The organism is Burkholderia vietnamiensis LMG 10929 (assembly GCF_000959445.1).
Lineage (GTDB): Bacteria > Pseudomonadota > Gammaproteobacteria > Burkholderiales > Burkholderiaceae > Burkholderia > Burkholderia vietnamiensis.
Genome location: NZ_CP009631.1, coordinates 754,179 through 769,676 on the forward strand (window position 1 = coordinate 754,179; position 15,498 = coordinate 769,676).

The following is a 15,498-nucleotide window of genomic DNA, read 5'->3' on the forward strand; positions in this document are numbered from 1 at the left end:
ATGCCGGCATTCCGTTTCGAAGCGATCGACTCGGCGGGGCGTGCGCAGAAAGGCGTGATCGACGCCGACAGCGCGCGCGCCGCGCGCGGCCAGCTGCGCACGCAGGGGCTCACGCCGCTCGTGGTCGAGCCGGCCGCCAGCGCGACGCGCGGCGCGCGTTCGCAGCGCCTCGCGTTCGGCCGCAAGCTGTCGCAGCGCGAGCAGGCGATCCTCACGCGCCAGCTCGCGAGCCTGCTGATCGCGGGGCTGCCGCTCGACGAGGCGCTCGGCGTGCTCACCGAGCAGGCCGAGCGCGACTACATCCGCGAGCTGATGGCCGCGATCCGCGCCGAAGTGCTCGGCGGCCATTCGCTCGCGAATGCGCTCGGACAGCATCCGCGCGATTTTCCAGAGATCTACCGCGCGCTCGTCGCCGCCGGCGAACATACGGGCAAGCTCGGCATCGTGCTGTCGCGCCTGGCCGACTACATCGAGCAGAGCAACGCGCTCAAGCAGAAGATCCTGCTCGCGTTCACGTATCCGGGGATCGTCACGCTGATCGCGTTCGGCATCGTCACGTTCCTGCTGAGCTACGTCGTGCCGCAGGTCGTCAACGTGTTCGCGAGCACCAAGCAGCAGTTGCCGCTGCTGACGATCGTGATGATGGCGCTGTCCGAGTTCGTGCGGCACTGGTGGTGGGCGATCCTGATCGCGGTCGCGCTCGTCGTGTGGATCGTGAAGTCGACGCTGTCGCGCGCCGGGCCGCGGCTGGCGTTCGACCGCTGGGTGCTGACCGCGCCGCTCGCGGGCAAGCTCGTGCGCGGCTACAACACGGTGCGCTTCGCGAGCACGCTCGGCATCCTGACCGCGGCCGGCGTGCCGATCCTGCGCGCGCTGCAGGCGGCCGGCGAGACGCTGTCGAACCGCGCGATGCGCGCGAACATCGACGATGCGATCGTGCGCGTGCGCGAAGGCTCCGCGCTGTCGCGCGCGCTGAACAACGTGAAGACGTTTCCGCCGGTGCTGGTGCACCTGATCCGTTCCGGCGAAGCGACCGGCGACGTGACGACGATGCTCGACCGCGCGGCCGAAGGCGAAGCGCGCGAGCTCGAACGGCGCACGATGTTCCTGACGAGCCTGCTCGAGCCGCTGCTGATCCTGGCGATGGGCGGGATCGTGCTGGTGATCGTGCTGGCCGTGATGCTGCCGATCATCGAGCTGAACAACATGGTGCAGTGACGGCGTGGCCGGCGCGTGCGCCGGCGCCGCTCAGCGCATGTAGATCGCGGGGGACGGCGTGTTGGCCGGGAGCTGGACTTCGGCGCGCGCGCCGTTGCGGTCGACGATGATCGAGCGGCTGCGCACTTCGGCGAGCTTCGCGCCGGGCGCGAGCTCCGCGCCGAGCGACACCGCGCGCGGCGGTTCGCCGCCGATGCCGACGATCGCGGCGCCGCCGTGATCGAGCGCGAGAATGCCGAACAGGTGGATGTCCTGCACGGGATTCTTGTCGAGCTGTCCGCCGAAGAGCGCGGCGGCGTCCTCGGTGCGGATCGGCAGCCGCGCGGCGGCGGCAGGCAGCGGCGCTTCGCGGGCCGACAGCGTGACGACCCAGTAGGTGGCCGTCGCGCACAAACCCGCGAAGAGGGCGAGGGAGAGGATCCGGATCGAGAGCGCGTTCATGCGCGCTATTGTACGGATCTATATGAAATTTGCGTTGAGTGAAAGCCCTCGGCGATGCGCGCCTTACAATGCGTGCTCCGCGCCCCGGGTATCGGAAGCCTGCCGTCAGGTATGCGGCCGCGATGCGCAGGGCGCGTCACTCAATCGACGACATTTTTTGGAAAGAGGTAGTCATGCAAACGTGGATCACTCGCCGTAATGCGGCCGTGCGCCGTCAGCGCGGTTTCACGCTGATCGAGATCATGGTGGTGGTCGCGATCCTCGGGATCCTGGCGGCACTGATCGTGCCGAAAATCATGAGCCGTCCCGACGAGGCGCGCCGTATCGCCGCGAAGCAGGACATCGGCACGATCATGCAGGCGCTCAAGCTGTACCGTCTCGACAACGGCCGCTATCCGAGCCAGGAACAGGGGCTGGCCGCGCTGACCCAGAAGCCGACCACCGATCCGATCCCGAACAACTGGAAGGACGGCGGCTATCTCGAACGCCTGCCGAACGATCCGTGGGGCAACGCGTACAAGTACCTGAACCCGGGCGTGCACGGCGAGATCGACGTGTTCAGCTACGGCGCCGACGGCAAGGAAGGCGGCGACGGCAACGACACCGACATCGGGTCGTGGCAGTAAGCCCGCGCTGACCGGTCCCGCCTTCGCCGCATTCTTCCCCTCATGCCCGCCCCTCGCACGCCGTCGCGCCCCGCTGCCGCACGCCGCGCCGCCGGCCGCGTGCGCGGCCGCATCGCACGCGCGCAGGCGCGCGGCTTCACGCTGCTCGAGATGCTGGTCGTGCTGGTGATCGCGGGCCTGCTGGTGTCGCTCGCGTCGCTGTCGCTCACGCGCAATCCGCGCACCGACCTGCGCGAGGAAGCGCAGCGCATCGCGCTGCTGTTCGAGTCGGCCGGCGACGAGGCGCAGGTGCGCGCGCGGCCGATCGCGTGGCAGCCGACCGCGCACGGCTTCCGGTTCGACGTGAGCTCGCCCGACGGCTGGCGCACGCTGCGCGACGATCTGCTGCGTCCGCGCGACTGGGACGGCGGCGTGACGGGCGCCGATATCGACTATCCGGGTTCCGACACGCGCGCGAGCCGCGTCGTGTTCGGTACCGAAAGCATCGACACGCCGGTGCGCGTGACGCTGCATTCCGCCGCCGGCAGCGCGACGATCGTCGGCACCGGCAACGGCCGCTACGAGGTGCAATGACGATGCGTCGTCGCCTGCGCTTCCCGGCCGCTTCCTCGCAGGGCTTCACGATGATCGAGGTGCTCGTCGCGCTCGCGATCATCGCGGTCGCGCTCGCCGCGTCGATCCGCGCGGTCGGCACGATGGCGACCAACGCCTCCGATCTGCATCGCCGGCTGCTCGCCGGCTGGAGCGCCGACAACGCGCTGGCGCAATTGCGCCTCGCGCATGCGTGGCCGGAGGTCGGCGAGCAGAGCTTCGACTGCTCGCAGGGCAACGTGCAGCTGGTGTGCACGCAGCGCGTGAGCACCACGCCGAACCCGGTGTTCCGGCGCGTGCAGGTGTCGGTGAGCATGCCGGGACGCGCCGGCGTGCTCGCGCAAATGGTGACGGTGGTCGCGAATGAAACCAGCCGTCCGCTCTGACGCGCCGCCGCGCCGCCAGCCGGCGCGCGCCGCCGCCTCGCGGCGCGTGCGCGGCTTCACGCTGATCGAGCTGATGATCGCGATCGCGATCCTCGCGGTCGTCGCGATCCTCGCGTGGCGCGGGCTCGACCAGATCATGCGCGGCCGCGACAAGGTCGCCTCCGCGATGGAGGACGAGCGCGTCTTCGCGCAGATGTTCGACCAGATGCGCATCGACGCGCGGCTCGCCGCGACCGACGACGAAGCCGGCCAGCCGGCGATCGGCGTCGCCGGCAATACGCTGCAGATCGTGCGCGAACTCGACGTGCCGGGCGCCGCGCCGCGGCTGCAGGTGGTCCGCTACCGGATCGCCGGCGGGCGCGTCGTGCGCTACGCATCGCCGCCGCTCGACGACGCGAACCGCCTGCGCGACGTGCTGAAGGACAGCAGCGTCGACGGCTGGAGCTGGGTCGCGCTGATGGGCGGCGTCGGCGCGATCGACGCGAAGCTGTACGTGCCGCGCGTCGGCTGGACCACCAACCTGCAGACGGCCAACGACGCGCTGGCGCAGAACAACGACGCGCTGAAGGTGCCGCAGATCGGCAACGCGCCGCCCGCGCGCGCGGTGACGGGCCTGCAGGTCAGCATCGGCGCGACGTCGCTGCGCGTGCCGGTCACACGCATTTTCCTGGTCGGGGAATGACGATGCGCGCCCGCCCTTCCCGCTTCCGGTTCGCCGCGCGCGCGCAGCGCGAGCGCGGCGCGGCGATCATCACCGCGCTGCTGGTGGTCGCGCTGTCGGCGATCCTTGTCTCCGGGATGCTGTGGCGCCAGCAGGTGCAGATCCGCCGCATCGAGAACCAGCGCGTGCTCGCGCAGGCGCAGTGGGTCGCGCGCGGCGCGCTCGACTGGACGCGCATGATCCTGCGCTCCGAAGCCGACACGGCGCCCGGCATCACCTATCTCGGCGGGATCTGGGCCGTGCCGATCGCGAAGACCAAGCTGTCGGACTTCCTCGGCCGGATCGGCGCGCCGAACGACAACGGCGGCGAGGACACCTACATCTCCGGCTCGATCGAGGATGCGCAGGCGAAGTACAACCTGCGCAATCTCGTGTCGTCGCCGGCGCCGGGCGTGCTGCAGCTCAACGTCACGCAGCTGCAGGCGTTCCAGCGGCTGCTGGCGACGCTCGGTTACGACGGCGCGCTCGCGAAGCGGATCGCGCTGCAGATGCGCGCCGGGCTGATGCATTCGGCGACGCGCTTCCAGACGCCGGCGCTGCCCGGCGCCGGCACGGCCGCGACCGCGCCGGTGCCCGGCGGCGACATGGCCGGCAACTTCACCGACGAACCGGGCATGTCCGACACCGAGCGCGGGCCGGCGCCGCTCGTGATGACGAGCGTCGACAGCCTGCTCGACGTCGACGGCGTGACGTCCGAGATGATCGCGCGGCTGCGCCCGTTCGTCACCGTGCTGCCGACCACGACGCCGGTGAACATGAACACCGCGCCGGCCGAGGTGATCGCCGCGCTGGTGCCGGGGATGAGCGTGTCGTCGGCGCAGGCGCTGGTGTCGCGCCGCGAGACGGTGTTTTTCCGCAACGCCGGCGACGTGCAGCTCGCGCTGCGCGGCGCCGGTGCGCCGAACGCGACGATCGACTCGAGCCTCGTCGACGTCAATTCCAGCTATTTCATCGTGCACGGCCGGATCCAGCACGATCGCGCGGAGGTCGATCGCACCTCGCTCGTGTATCGTGATCCGACCACGCATTCGACGCGGGTCGTGCGCATCCGCGACCAGCTATAACGACGCCATTCGGGAGAGGAGCTCTTGAGCACGCTGATTGTTTCTTTGCCGCCGCGCGAGCCGGCCGTGCCGTTGCAGGAATGGCAGTGGCCCGAGCTGCCGTTCACGCTCGTGGACAAGGCCGGCCAGGTGCAGCGCGCGGGCCGCGCCGCGCTCGCGCTGCTGCCGCGCGCGAACGCGACGGTGCTGATCGTCGCCGCGCGCGACGTGCTGCTGCTGGCCGCGACCGTGCCGCCGCTCAAGGGGCCGAAGCTGCGCCAGGCGCTGCCCAACATCGTCGAGGATCAGCTGATCCAGGATCCGCTCGGCTGCCATATCGCGCTCGATCCGGTCGCGCTGCCCGACGGCCGCCGCGTGCTGGCCGTCGTCGATCGCGCGTGGTTCCGCACGATCTGCGACGCGTTCATCGCGGCCGGCCACCGGCACCTGAGCGCGGTGCCGGCCACGCGCTGCCTGCCCGCGCCGCGCGCGAGCACGGCCGACGCCGCCCTGCCCGCCGACGGCGACGCCGCGCCTGCCGCCGCACTCGCAGCCGACGCCGCGCCGCTCGCACGGCCCGCGCCGGTGGCCGCGGTGCTCGGCCTCGCGACGACGGTCGAACCGGCGCTCGTCGAAGCCGGCGCGCAGCCGGGGGCGGCCGTGGCGCCGCGCTACGAATTCGCGATCGCGCGCGGTGCGCTCGGCGAAGGTTTCGCCGCGCCCGCGGCCCGCGCGGGCGGCACGCTGGCCGCGCTCGCGGGCGGCGCCGACGTCGAACTGTACGAACTCGGCGAGCCGGGCGCGGAGCCGCGCCTCGCGTCGGTCGGCCGCAGCGACGCCGCGCTGTTGCCCGGGGCGCAGCCGCTGGCGTTCGACGTGTTCGCGCGGCGTGCGCTCGACGAGAAGTTCGATCTCTGCCAGTTCGAATTCGAATCGCAGCCGTGGCGCTTCGATCGCGCGACGGTGAAGCGCCTGCGCGTGCCGATCGCACTCGTGGCGGCGACGCTCGGCGTCGCGGTGATCGGGATGAACCTGCACTGGTGGAAGCTGTCGCGCGAGCGCGATGCGCTGTCGGCGCAGATCACCGAGACGCTGCTGTCCGCGTTCCCGAAGACGACCACCGTGCTCGATCCGCCCGCGCAGATGCAGCGCCAGCTCGATCAGCTGCGGCTCGCGGCCGGCGAGCTGTCGCCGAACGATTTCCTCGCGCTGGCGAGCGGGCTGTCGCGCTCGATGGGCGCGCTGCCGCAGAATGGCATCGCCTCGCTCGATTATCACGACCGGCGGCTCGACGTCGGCTTCAAGCCGGAGGTCAAGGTCGACCCCGATTTCCCGCAGCGTCTCGCGCGCAACGGGCTGGCCGGCGAAGTCGACAGCAGCACCGGCAAATGGACGATCCGGAGCCGCTCATGAACACCGCACAACTGAACGAGACGCTGGCCCAGTTCTGGGGCGAGCGCACGCCGCGGGAACGCACGCTGCTCGGCTGGGGCGGCACGGTGCTGGCCGTCGCGATCGCGTATTCGGTGCTGTGGTCGCCCGCGCAGGAAGGCCGCGCGCGCATCCAGCACGAGTTGCCGACGCTGCGTCGCGAGCTCGCGCAGATGACCGCGCAGGCCAACGAGGCGAAGTCGCTGACCGCCGCCGCGCAGGGCGTCGCGCCGACCGGCCTCGCGCTGAAGGACGCGCTCACCGCGTCGCTGTCCGATCACGGGCTGCAGGGCGCGCAGGTGCAGGTGGTCGGCAACGGCGTGCAGGTCCAGATGAAGAACGTGTCGTTCCCGGCATGGACGCAGTGGCTCGACGATGCGCGCCGGCAGTTCAAGGTGCAGGTCGGCGAAGCGCACGCCACCGCACTGAAGGATGACGGTCAGGTCGACCTGACGGCCGTGATGCAACCCTCGATGCAGAAATGACGCAGTGAACGAAACAAGCGACGCCCGGCCGATGCGGCCGGCACTCAGGCGGCTCGTCGCCGTCTTGCCGTGGCTGGCGGCCGGCGCGCTGGCCACGGCCGCCACGCTCGTCGCGCTCGCGCCGGCCGCGTGGATCGCGCCGCAGTTCGCGCGCGCGACCGGCGGTCACGTCAATCTCGTCGATCCGGACGGCTCGCTGTGGCACGGCTCCGGCACGCTGATGCTGGCGCCGGGCGCGGACCAGAGCGCCGCCACGCTGCTGCCGGGCCGCGTCGAATGGACCACGCGCTTCTGGCCGCTCTTGACCGGCCGCGTGCAGATGCGCATGCGGCAGACCGAGGCGATGCCCGATGCCGTCACGCTCGACGCGACGTGGCGCGGCGCGGTGCTGTCGGCCGGTGCGATGGCCGTGCCCGCATCGCTGCTCGCCGGGCTCGGCACGCCGTTCAACACGCTCGACCTGCAGGGCGACGTGCGGCTCGGCTGGACCGACTGGCGGCTGATCGGCAACAACGCGTTCGGCCAGCTGACGGTGACGATCGATTCGATGAGTTCGCGCGTGTCGCGCGTGAAGCCGCTCGGCTCGTACCGCGCGGTGCTGCAGGCGAAGGGCGCGGACGCCGATCTCGACCTGTCGACCACGCAGGGCCCGCTGTTCCTCGACGGACACGGCGGCTTCGGCCCCGGCCACGGGTCGTTCCGCGGCACCGCGCACGCGGCGCCGGAGCAGCAGGCGAACCTCGCGGGGCTGCTGAACCTGCTCGGACATCCGATCGGCAACAACCAGGTTTCGCTGATCTTCGGCGACGCGATGCGCTGAGCCGCCGCGGCCCGCGCCGCGATTCCCGCTACTGCTGCGCGAGCGGCGCGGCGGCCGTCGCGCCGGACGCCGGCATCGCGGCGGGCGCCGCCATGCCGCCCGTCTCGCGCGCCATGTCCGACGTATCCCAGCCGCCGCCGAGCGCCTTCACGAGCCCGACCGACGACACCATCCGCTGGCCGCCGAGCGTCGCGAGCTTCTGCTGCGCAGTGAACGCGGTGGTCTGCGCGGTCAGCACGTTCAGATAGGCGACCGTGCCGGCCTTGTACTGGTTCGTGACGATCGCCAGCGCCTGCTCGGCGCTCGCGACGGCCTGCCGCTGCACGTCGACTTCCTGCGCGAGGATGCGCTGCGACGCGAGGTTGTCCTCGACGTCCTGGAACGCGGTGAGCACCGCGAGCCGGTACGCGGCGACGTCCTGATCGTAGGTCGCGCGGGCCGCGTCGGTCTGCGCGGCCCGCAGGCCGGCGTCGAACAGCGTCGCCGCGAGCTGCGGGCCGACCGTCCAGAACCGTGCGGGCAGCGTGAACAGCTGCGACCACACCGAGCTCTGGAAGCCGCCGCTGGCCGACAGCGTGAGCGTCGGAAAGAATGCGGCGATCGCGACGCCGATCTGCTCGTTCGCGGCGGCCGCGCGGCGCTCGGCGGCCGCGATGTCGGGCCGGCGCTCGAGCAGCGCGGACGGCACGTCGACCGGCGTGACCGGCGGCTCCTCGGCGAGCGGGTTCGGCGGCAGCGAGAAGGTCGATGCCGGTTCGCCGATCAGCGTCGCGATCGCATGCTCGTATTGCGCGCGCGCGACGCCGTTGTCGATCGACGCGGCCTGCGCGCTCTGCAGCTGGGTCTGCGCCTGGATCACGTCGGCGCGCGCGGCCACACCCTGTGCGTACTGGTTCTGCGTGAGCTTCAGCGAGTCGCCGTACGACTTCACCGTGTCGTCGAGCAGCTTCTGCAGCGCATCGGACGTGCGCAGCTGGAAGTACGTCTGCGCGAGCAGCGCCTGCTGCGACAGCCGCGCGTTCGCGAGATCGGCCGCGGCCGCCGCTTCGCCGGCGCGCTGCGCGCTGACGTTGCGGCTCACCTTGCCCCACAGGTCCGGCTCCCAGCTCGCATCGAGGCCGACGCTGTAGCTGTTGCCGATCGCCGAGCCGCCGCCGAACGTGGACGAGCCCGACGACGACGACGCGCGTCCCGTACGCGAGCGCGTGCCCGACGCCGTCAGCCCGACCGTCGGGAAGTACGCGGCGCGCGCCTCGGTCACGAGCGCGCGTGCCTGCCGGTACGCGGCGGCCGATTGCGCGATGGTCTGGTTCGACGCGTTGAGCTTGCCGATCAGCGCGTCGAGCTGTGAATCGCCGTAGACGGACCACCACGGCCCGCGATCGGCCCGGTCGGCCGGCTGCGCGACCTTCCAGCCGGCCGGCGCTTCCTTGAACGCGGCGGGAATCGTCGTGTCGGGCCGGTGATAGTCGGGCCCGACCGCGCAGCCGGCGAGCAGCACGGCCGTTGCAACGGCAACGGCGGCGCTCAGCGGGCGAAAGGCGCGCGGGAAGGAGGCGTACGGCATCGTGAGGTTCCTGTCTGGGTGCGGCGGCCGGCGAGCGGCGTCGCGCAACGCGCGCGGTGCGGACGTTCAGCCGCTGGCGGACAAATGGTAACTGACGGCGGGAAAGCTGCGCAGCCGTAAGGGTAAGGTGCGCGGCCGCACGCATGTGTTACCGGTGCGGACGGCCGGTTTACCGGTCGTTACGGCGGGCTTGCGTGCAAAACGGGCCGGCGGCGCCGACCGCACCGCGCGTTGCGGCGGGCCGATTCAACGGCGAAGGCAACGGCGACGGCGGGCGCCGCGCCGCGTCAGTGGCAGCGCGCGGGCACCGGCAGGGGATCGGCGGCGGGCCGCCATGGCGATGGGTCGGGTGCCGCCGTCTGAGCCGTGCGGTGCCCGGCGCGGCCGGCCCGTTTCGCGCTGCGCTGGCGCCGATGATCGAACCACGCGAACCCGAGCGCCGCGAGCGAGCCGCCCGGCACCACCAGCATCGTCACGTACAGCGCGATCTTCCAGCCGCGGTGCGGGCCGGCGAACGCATGATGAGCGGTATCGGTCAGGTTGCGGCGCAGTGCGCCGGCGGCGTTTTTCAGGAACAGCATGGGGAACATCCTCGGGTGCCCGGCAGGGCGGGCGCGGCGGTCAGAACATAGTCTCCGGCGGTGCGACATGCACGTCGTAACTGGTTGCCTGAAATAATATTGACCAAGCAATCATTTTTCAAGATACTGGGCGCGTTTTGTCCTGAAACGCACTGTTGCTGCGCGCAATCGCAATGAACGGCGGCCTTTACGATCCCGACACCATCGAGCTGGAAACGAGCCTCGGTTATTTCCTGACCAAGGCTCGGCAGGCGCTCGTCGAGCGGATGGATCGCGCCCTCGAGCCGTACGACCTCACCGCGCAGCAGATCGGCGTGATCCTGCTGCTGTCGCGCGGCTATGCGCGCACGCCGTTCGAGCTGTCGCGCAAGATGTCGTACGACAGCGGCTCGATGACGCGGATGCTCGACCGTCTCGAGCGCAAGGGCCTGGTGGCCCGCGCGCGCAGCGAGCAGGACCGCCGCGTGATCGAGCTGACGCTGACCGAGCGCGGCGCCGAGGCGGCGCGGGCGTTGCCGTCGCTGATCGCGACCGCGCTGAACGCGCAGCTGGCCGGCTTCTCGGCCGACGAGCTCGCGACGCTCACCGGCCTGCTGCAGCGCTTCATCGCGAACGGCCCCGGCGACGCCGGCTGCCCGAAGCCCGACGAATCCGACGAACCCCACTGTTGAGCGCGGAGGCCCGATGTTCCGGTTTAAGCATTCGCTTATTTGTCTGTCTGGGCAGAAGATGACCGTGCAGGTGCCCCGCGCGCCCCTTCATTCGTTCCACCCGGTCGCGCCGCACGGTTCCGTGTGCCCGCGCCTTGTGCCGACGCGTTGCGCGCGTCGCGTCTAGGAGATTCCGATGTCCACCACCACGGCATCTGCCGCGTCCCCTGCCGCCGAACCGGCGCCGCTCACCGGCGGCGCGCTCGCGCTGCTCACCGTCGGGCTCGCGCTCGGCACTTTCATGGAAGTGCTCGACACGTCGATCGCGAACGTCGCGGTGCCGACCATCTCGGGCAGCCTCGGCGTCGCGACCAGCGAAGGCACGTGGGTGATCTCGTCGTACTCGGTCGCATCGGCGATCGCGGTGCCGCTGACCGGCTGGCTGGCGCGGCGGGTCGGCGAAGTGCGGCTGTTCACGCTGTCGGTGCTCGCGTTCACGATCGCGTCGGCGCTGTGCGGCCTCGCGTCGAACTTCGAGACGCTGATCGCGTTCCGGCTGCTGCAGGGCCTCGTGTCGGGGCCGATGGTGCCGCTGTCGCAGACCATCCTGATGCGCAGCTACCCGCCCGCGAAGCGCGGGCTCGCGCTCGGGCTATGGGCGATGACGGTGATCGTCGCGCCGATCTTCGGCCCGTTGCTGGGCGGCTGGATCAGCGACAACTACACGTGGCCGTGGATCTTCTACATCAACCTGCCGATCGGGATCTTCTCGGCGACCTGCGCGTACTTCCTGCTGCGCGGCCGCGAGACCCGCACGAGCAAACAGCGGATCGACGCGATCGGCCTCGCGCTGCTCGTGATCGGCGTGTCGTGCCTGCAGATGATGCTCGACCTCGGCAAGGACCGCGACTGGTTCAACTCGAGCTTCATCGTCGCGCTCGCGCTGATCGCGGTGGTGTCGCTCGCGTTCATGCTCGTGTGGGAAGCCACCGAGAAGGAGCCGGTGGTCGACCTGTCGCTGTTCCGCGACCGCAACTTCGCGCTCGGCGCGCTGATCATCTCGTTCGGCTTCATGGCGTTCTTCGGCTCGGTCGTGATCTTCCCGCTGTGGCTGCAGACGGTGATGGGCTACACGGCCGGCAAGGCCGGGCTCGCGACCGCGCCGGTCGGGCTGCTCGCGCTGGTGCTGTCGCCGCTGATCGGGCGCAACATGCACCGGCTCGACCTGCGGATGGTCGCGAGCTTCGCGTTCATCGTGTTCGCGGGCGTGTCGGTGTGGAATTCGACGTTCACGCTCGACGTGCCGTTCAACCACGTGATCCTGCCGCGGCTCGTGCAGGGGATCGGCGTCGCGTGCTTCTTCGTGCCGATGACGACGATCACGCTGTCGAGCATTTCGGACGACCGGCTCGCGAGCGCGTCGGGGCTGTCGAACTTCCTGCGCACGCTGTCCGGCGCGATCGGCACCGCGGCCAGCTCGACGTTCTGGGAGAACGACGCGATCTACCACCATGCGCGGCTCGCGGAATCGGTGAGCGTCTATGCGCAGAACACGACGGACTACCAGGCCGCGCTCGCGCAGCTCGGGGTCGTCGGGCAGACGGCCAACGCGCAGCTCAACCAGCTCGTCACGCAGCAGGGCTTCATGATGGCGACCAACGACTTCTTCCACCTGTCGGCCGGCGTGTTCATCGCGCTCGCGGCGCTCGTGTGGATCACGAAGCCGAAGAAGGGCGCGGGGCCGTCGATGGGGCATTGAGCCCCGCCGCGGCCGGCGTCGCGTGCCCGGCCGCCGGCCGCGGGCCGCACACGTCGCCCACGCCCACCGCCCACGGCACGCATGAGCCGCACGGCCGCCGCGTGCCGATGTCCCGGCCCGCATCACTCGCGCGCGAGCAGACCCCCGAAGGCGAGATCATCGCCGGACGCGATGGGCAGCGTCGCGCGCGCAACCTCGAGCCACGCGCGCGCCGCGTGCGACAGATAACCCTTCTTCAGCCAGCCGAGCGCGATCGCCCACGTGATTTCCGGCTCGACGATCGGCCGGCACGTGAACTGCCGCGCATCGAGCCGCCGGCAGTACGGCTCGGGCAGCAGCGCGATGCCGACGCCCGCGTGCACCAGCGCGGCCATGAAGTCCCAATGGCCGCTGCGGCTCACGATCGACGGCGTGAAGCCGGCCTGCCGGCACGCGTCGAGCACCGCGTCGTGCAGCGCGAGGCTTTCCGCGTAGAACACGAACGACTCGCGCGCGAGGTCGGCGAGCGGCACGGCCGTGCGGTCCTCCCAGCGCGACTCGCGCGGCGCGACCAGCCACAGCGGCGCGCGCACCATCGGCAGCCGCTCGAACGTGCCGGGGTCGACCGGCTCCAGCAGCCCGCCCAGCTCCAGCTCGCCCGACATCAGCGCCGCCTCGATCATCCGCGCGCCCTGCTCGAACAGCTTCAGCTCGATGTTCGGATAGCGCTGCTTGTACGCGGCGATGATCGGCGTGAACAACGAGCCGCCGAGCGGCGGAATGCCGATCGTCAGCTCGCCGCGCCCGAGCGTGCCCAGATCATTCAGCTCCGACTGCAGCTGCGCCTGCGCGGCGAGCACGTCCTGGCCGCGCTGGAACACGATCCGGCCCGCGTCGGTCAGCACCATTTGCCGGCCGTCGCGCAGCAGCAGCGGCGAGCCGATCTCGTCCTCCAGCGCCTTCACCATCTTGCTGATGGTCGGCTGCGTGACGAACAGCCGGTCGGCCGCCGCCGTGAAGCTCTGCTGGCGGACCACTTCGACGAAGTACCGCAGCGCGCGCAATTCCATCGCTTCTCCCCAGATTGGTGCAGCGTTTACAGACAGGATTCCGAACTGGAATGATAAGGATAGAGACAAGTCATTTTATTTATGGTTAGGGGAAACCCTATACTCCTACCATCAACCGAATCTCTGCAGGAGCCAGCCATGAGCCACTCGACCGCGTCTGTCGCCGTCCTTCCCGCCACGCCGGGCAAGCTCACGCGCACGGGCCGCATCGCGCTGCAGTCCGCCGCGCTCGGCGTGCTGTGGCTCGCGGTCGACTGGGCCGTGCGCGCGGTCGGCCTGCCGGTGCCGTCCGGCGTGGTCGGGCTCGCCGTGCTGCTGGTGCTGCTGTTCTCGGGGCGCGTCGCGCCTGCATGGGTGAAGGACGGCGCGAACTGGCTGCTGTCCGACATGCTGCTGTTCTTCGTGCCGGCGGCCGTCGCGGCCGTCCAGTACGGCGGGCTGTTCCGCGAGGACGGCTGGCGCATCGCGCTCGTCATGCTCGCCGGCACCGCGTTCGTGATGGTCGCGGTGGCCGTCGCGGTCGACCTCGCCGCGAAGCTCGAGCGCCGGCTCGCCGCGCAACGTATGTTCGCCGAACGCCGCCGCGCGCGTCTGGCGACCGTGTCGGTCCACTGAGCCGGAGCCCGTCATGCATGCGCTGCTGTCGCGCCTGAGCGTCGACCAGGTGAATACCGCGATCTCGATCGGCTGCTTCGTGCTGACGGTCGCGCTGTATTTCGCGTCGAAGCGGCTCTACGCGTACCGCAAGACGCTGCTGTTCTCGCCGCTGGTGTTCGTGCCGGGCGTGCTCGCGCTGCTGGTCGTGCTGACCGGCATCCCGTATTCGGTGTACTTCCGCGACACGCGCTGGCTGATGTGGCTGCTCGGCCCGGCGACCATCGCGTTCGCGGTGCCGATCTACGAATACCGCGAGCTGATCCGCCGCCACTGGCTGTCGCTGTCGGTCGGTGTCGCGGTCGGGATCGCGGCGGGCGTGTGCGGTTCGCTGCTGCTCGCGAAGCTGCTGCACCTGTCGCCCGAGCTGCAGCGCTCGCTGATGACGCGTTCGGTCTCGACCCCGTTCGCGCTCGCGGTGTCCGACAAGATCCACGCGCCGAAGGACCTCACCGCGCTGTTCGTGATCGCGACCGGCATCTGCGGGATGCTGCTCGGCGAACTCGTGCTCGCGCTGGTGCCGATGCGCACGCGGCTCGCGCGCGGCGCGCTGTTCGGCGCGGCCGCACACGGCGTCGGCACCGCGAAGGCGCGCGAGATCGGCAGCGAGGAAGGCGTCGTGTCCAGCCTCACGATGATGATCGCGGGCGTCGCGATGGTGCTGATCGCGCCGTTGCTGTCGCTGCTGCCGATCTGAGCACGCGCCGAGCCCGTGCGGGCGGCCGGCCGTCCGCATCGCCGCCCGGTCCTGCCTGCCGCCGGCCGCCGCGCCGCGGCCCTTCACCGTTCTCCCGCCGCTCCCCCACCCTCCCCGCGCCGAATCGAGCCGAAGCGATCCCGCAGCCGGCCGACAATCTGCTGAGATAGCCGTAATTCCCCCCTCTTTTCCGCCCATCGGCTTCGGCCCGGATGCCGAACAATGCATGCTACGAGACACCACGCACGCATTCACATGGCCTCCACGACTGCAAACCCGCCTGCCGACAAGCCGGCTTCGTCCGGCAAGTTCAAGCGCATCGCGCTGATCGCCGTCATCGCGCTGGGCGCGGCCGCCGCCGCAGCCGGCGGCATGTACGTGTTCCTGAGCAAGGCGGGCGTCGGCCATTCGAGCGCGCCGGCCGAACCGCCGCCGCTCGCGGCGCCCGTGTTCTTCCCGCTCGACCCGCTGACCGTCAACCTGCAGTCGGACGACGGCATCCAGCACTATCTGCGCGTCGGGCTGTCGCTGAAGCTCACCGACCCGAAGGCGCAGGAGGAGCTGACCGCGCGCATGCCGGAGATCCGCAGCCGGATCCTGCTCGCGCTGTCGAACAAGCATCCCGAGGAGCTCGCGACGCCGGACGGCAAGCAGCAGCTCGCGAAGCAGCTGCGCGAGCTGGTCGAGCAACCGACGCAGCCGGGCAACCAGCGCGCGAAGGTGGACGCCGTGCTGTTCACCGAATTCGTCGTCCAGTAACGCGGCCGCAAAAGGAGCGC

18 protein-coding genes are annotated in these 15,498 nt (G+C 70.7%); 14 read left to right on the forward strand and 4 right to left on the reverse strand.

Annotated features, from left to right (window positions below; all coding sequences use genetic code 11):
• Nucleotides 1–1,218, forward strand: a complete 1,218-nt coding sequence (gspF, locus tag AK36_RS13405) for a type II secretion system inner membrane protein GspF (protein ID WP_011882774.1) — start codon at nucleotides 1–3, stop codon at nucleotides 1,216–1,218.
• Nucleotides 1,219–1,248: 30 nt separating this feature from the next.
• Here the strand turns inward: gspF and AK36_RS13410 are convergent, their stop codons facing one another.
• The gene (locus AK36_RS13410; protein WP_011882773.1) at nucleotides 1,249–1,659 is read right to left on the reverse strand and encodes a hypothetical protein; all 411 of its coding nucleotides are present in this window, start codon (nucleotides 1,657–1,659) and stop codon (nucleotides 1,249–1,251) included.
• Between the two features lie 173 nt (nucleotides 1,660–1,832).
• On the opposite strand from AK36_RS13410, the gene gspG reads away from it, so the two are divergent.
• The 8 genes from gspG to gspN are packed head-to-tail and all read left to right on the forward strand — an operon-like array spanning nucleotide 1,833 to nucleotide 7,762.
• Nucleotides 1,833–2,285 (forward strand): type II secretion system major pseudopilin GspG, encoded by a 453-nt coding sequence (gspG, locus tag AK36_RS13415; protein WP_045578645.1) that lies wholly within the window; start codon nucleotides 1,833–1,835, stop codon nucleotides 2,283–2,285.
• A 42-nt stretch (nucleotides 2,286–2,327) separates the two neighbouring features.
• Nucleotides 2,328–2,858 carry a GspH/FimT family pseudopilin gene (locus tag AK36_RS13420; protein WP_045578646.1) on the forward strand — a complete coding sequence of 177 codons (531 nt, stop codon included), beginning with the start codon at nucleotides 2,328–2,330 and terminating at the stop codon, nucleotides 2,856–2,858.
• Complete coding sequence (gene gspI, locus AK36_RS13425) at nucleotides 2,855–3,262, forward strand: type II secretion system minor pseudopilin GspI (protein ID WP_043290598.1); 408 nt, start codon at nucleotides 2,855–2,857, stop codon at nucleotides 3,260–3,262. Before AK36_RS13420 ends, gspI begins: the two co-directional genes overlap by 4 nt.
• Nucleotides 3,240–3,944 (forward strand): PulJ/GspJ family protein, encoded by a 705-nt coding sequence (locus tag AK36_RS13430; protein WP_011882769.1) that lies wholly within the window; start codon nucleotides 3,240–3,242, stop codon nucleotides 3,942–3,944. The genes gspI and AK36_RS13430 overlap by 23 nt, the downstream gene beginning before the upstream one ends.
• Nucleotides 3,945–3,946: 2 nt before the next feature.
• Entirely contained in the window at nucleotides 3,947–5,047 is a 1,101-nt protein-coding gene (gene gspK, locus AK36_RS13435; protein ID WP_034193034.1) for a type II secretion system minor pseudopilin GspK, read from the forward strand.
• Nucleotides 5,048–5,071: 24 nt separating this feature from the next.
• Nucleotides 5,072–6,439, forward strand: a complete 1,368-nt coding sequence (gene gspL, locus AK36_RS13440) for a type II secretion system protein GspL (RefSeq protein ID WP_045578647.1) — start codon at nucleotides 5,072–5,074, stop codon at nucleotides 6,437–6,439.
• The gene (gene gspM / locus AK36_RS13445) at nucleotides 6,436–6,942 is read left to right on the forward strand and encodes a type II secretion system protein GspM (protein WP_011882766.1); all 507 of its coding nucleotides are present in this window, start codon (nucleotides 6,436–6,438) and stop codon (nucleotides 6,940–6,942) included. The genes gspL and gspM overlap by 4 nt, the downstream gene beginning before the upstream one ends.
• 31 nt (nucleotides 6,943–6,973) lie before the next feature.
• Nucleotides 6,974–7,762 carry a type II secretion system protein N gene (gene gspN, locus AK36_RS13450; RefSeq protein ID WP_011882765.1) on the forward strand — a complete coding sequence of 263 codons (789 nt, stop codon included), beginning with the start codon at nucleotides 6,974–6,976 and terminating at the stop codon, nucleotides 7,760–7,762.
• A 28-nt stretch (nucleotides 7,763–7,790) separates the two neighbouring features.
• Here the strand turns inward: gspN and AK36_RS13455 are convergent, their stop codons facing one another.
• Nucleotides 7,791–9,329, reverse strand: a complete 1,539-nt coding sequence (locus AK36_RS13455) for an efflux transporter outer membrane subunit (RefSeq protein ID WP_034193001.1) — start codon at nucleotides 9,327–9,329, stop codon at nucleotides 7,791–7,793.
• A gap of 287 nt (nucleotides 9,330–9,616) precedes the next feature.
• Complete coding sequence (locus AK36_RS13460) at nucleotides 9,617–9,910, reverse strand: multidrug ABC transporter ATPase (protein ID WP_080938672.1); 294 nt, start codon at nucleotides 9,908–9,910, stop codon at nucleotides 9,617–9,619.
• Between the two features lie 173 nt (nucleotides 9,911–10,083).
• Between AK36_RS13460 and AK36_RS13465 the strand changes: the two genes are divergently transcribed.
• Nucleotides 10,084–10,581, forward strand: a complete 498-nt coding sequence (locus AK36_RS13465; RefSeq protein WP_011882762.1) for a MarR family winged helix-turn-helix transcriptional regulator — start codon at nucleotides 10,084–10,086, stop codon at nucleotides 10,579–10,581.
• A 175-nt stretch (nucleotides 10,582–10,756) separates the two neighbouring features.
• A complete protein-coding gene (locus AK36_RS13470; RefSeq protein ID WP_045578649.1) occupies nucleotides 10,757–12,319 on the forward strand; it encodes a DHA2 family efflux MFS transporter permease subunit in 1,563 nt (520 codons plus the stop codon).
• A gap of 122 nt (nucleotides 12,320–12,441) precedes the next feature.
• On the opposite strand, the gene AK36_RS13475 is transcribed toward AK36_RS13470, so the two are convergent.
• Entirely contained in the window at nucleotides 12,442–13,368 is a 927-nt protein-coding gene (locus tag AK36_RS13475; protein ID WP_045578650.1) for a LysR family transcriptional regulator, read from the reverse strand.
• Nucleotides 13,369–13,506: 138 nt separating this feature from the next.
• On the opposite strand from AK36_RS13475, the gene AK36_RS13480 reads away from it, so the two are divergent.
• The 3 genes from AK36_RS13480 to fliL all read left to right on the forward strand — a co-directional run bounded on the left by AK36_RS13480 (nucleotide 13,507) and on the right by fliL (nucleotide 15,478).
• A complete protein-coding gene (locus AK36_RS13480; RefSeq protein WP_011882759.1) occupies nucleotides 13,507–13,983 on the forward strand; it encodes a CidA/LrgA family protein in 477 nt (158 codons plus the stop codon).
• A 13-nt stretch (nucleotides 13,984–13,996) separates the two neighbouring features.
• Nucleotides 13,997–14,719 carry an LrgB family protein gene (locus tag AK36_RS13485; RefSeq protein ID WP_011882758.1) on the forward strand — a complete coding sequence of 241 codons (723 nt, stop codon included), beginning with the start codon at nucleotides 13,997–13,999 and terminating at the stop codon, nucleotides 14,717–14,719.
• Between the two features lie 222 nt (nucleotides 14,720–14,941).
• The gene (gene fliL, locus AK36_RS13490) at nucleotides 14,942–15,478 is read left to right on the forward strand and encodes a flagellar basal body-associated protein FliL (RefSeq protein WP_045578651.1); all 537 of its coding nucleotides are present in this window, start codon (nucleotides 14,942–14,944) and stop codon (nucleotides 15,476–15,478) included.
• Nucleotides 15,479–15,498 lie beyond the last annotated feature (20 nt).

Excerpts from the sequence above, each read along its gene's own strand:
- gspF (WP_011882774.1), top strand. The coding sequence starts at position 1 with ATGCCGGCATTCCGTTTCGAAGCGATCGACTCGGCGGGGCGTGCGCAG.
- AK36_RS13410 (WP_011882773.1), bottom strand. The coding sequence starts at position 1,659 with ATGAACGCGCTCTCGATCCGGATCCTCTCCCTCGCCCTCTTCGCGGGT.
- gspG (WP_045578645.1), top strand. The coding sequence starts at position 1,833 with ATGCAAACGTGGATCACTCGCCGTAATGCGGCCGTGCGCCGTCAGCGC.
- AK36_RS13420 (WP_045578646.1), top strand. The coding sequence starts at position 2,328 with ATGCCCGCCCCTCGCACGCCGTCGCGCCCCGCTGCCGCACGCCGCGCC.
- gspI (WP_043290598.1), top strand. The coding sequence starts at position 2,855 with ATGACGATGCGTCGTCGCCTGCGCTTCCCGGCCGCTTCCTCGCAGGGC.
- AK36_RS13430 (WP_011882769.1), top strand. The coding sequence starts at position 3,240 with ATGAAACCAGCCGTCCGCTCTGACGCGCCGCCGCGCCGCCAGCCGGCG.
- gspK (WP_034193034.1), top strand. The coding sequence starts at position 3,947 with ATGCGCGCCCGCCCTTCCCGCTTCCGGTTCGCCGCGCGCGCGCAGCGC.
- gspM (WP_011882766.1), top strand. The coding sequence starts at position 6,436 with ATGAACACCGCACAACTGAACGAGACGCTGGCCCAGTTCTGGGGCGAG.
- gspN (WP_011882765.1), top strand. The coding sequence starts at position 6,974 with ATGCGGCCGGCACTCAGGCGGCTCGTCGCCGTCTTGCCGTGGCTGGCG.
- AK36_RS13455 (WP_034193001.1), bottom strand. The coding sequence starts at position 9,329 with ATGCCGTACGCCTCCTTCCCGCGCGCCTTTCGCCCGCTGAGCGCCGCC.
- AK36_RS13460 (WP_080938672.1), bottom strand. The coding sequence starts at position 9,910 with ATGCTGTTCCTGAAAAACGCCGCCGGCGCACTGCGCCGCAACCTGACC.
- AK36_RS13465 (WP_011882762.1), top strand. The coding sequence starts at position 10,084 with ATGAACGGCGGCCTTTACGATCCCGACACCATCGAGCTGGAAACGAGC.
- AK36_RS13470 (WP_045578649.1), top strand. The coding sequence starts at position 10,757 with ATGTCCACCACCACGGCATCTGCCGCGTCCCCTGCCGCCGAACCGGCG.
- AK36_RS13475 (WP_045578650.1), bottom strand. The coding sequence starts at position 13,368 with ATGGAATTGCGCGCGCTGCGGTACTTCGTCGAAGTGGTCCGCCAGCAG.
- AK36_RS13480 (WP_011882759.1), top strand. The coding sequence starts at position 13,507 with ATGAGCCACTCGACCGCGTCTGTCGCCGTCCTTCCCGCCACGCCGGGC.
- AK36_RS13485 (WP_011882758.1), top strand. The coding sequence starts at position 13,997 with ATGCATGCGCTGCTGTCGCGCCTGAGCGTCGACCAGGTGAATACCGCG.
- fliL (WP_045578651.1), top strand. The coding sequence starts at position 14,942 with ATGCATGCTACGAGACACCACGCACGCATTCACATGGCCTCCACGACT.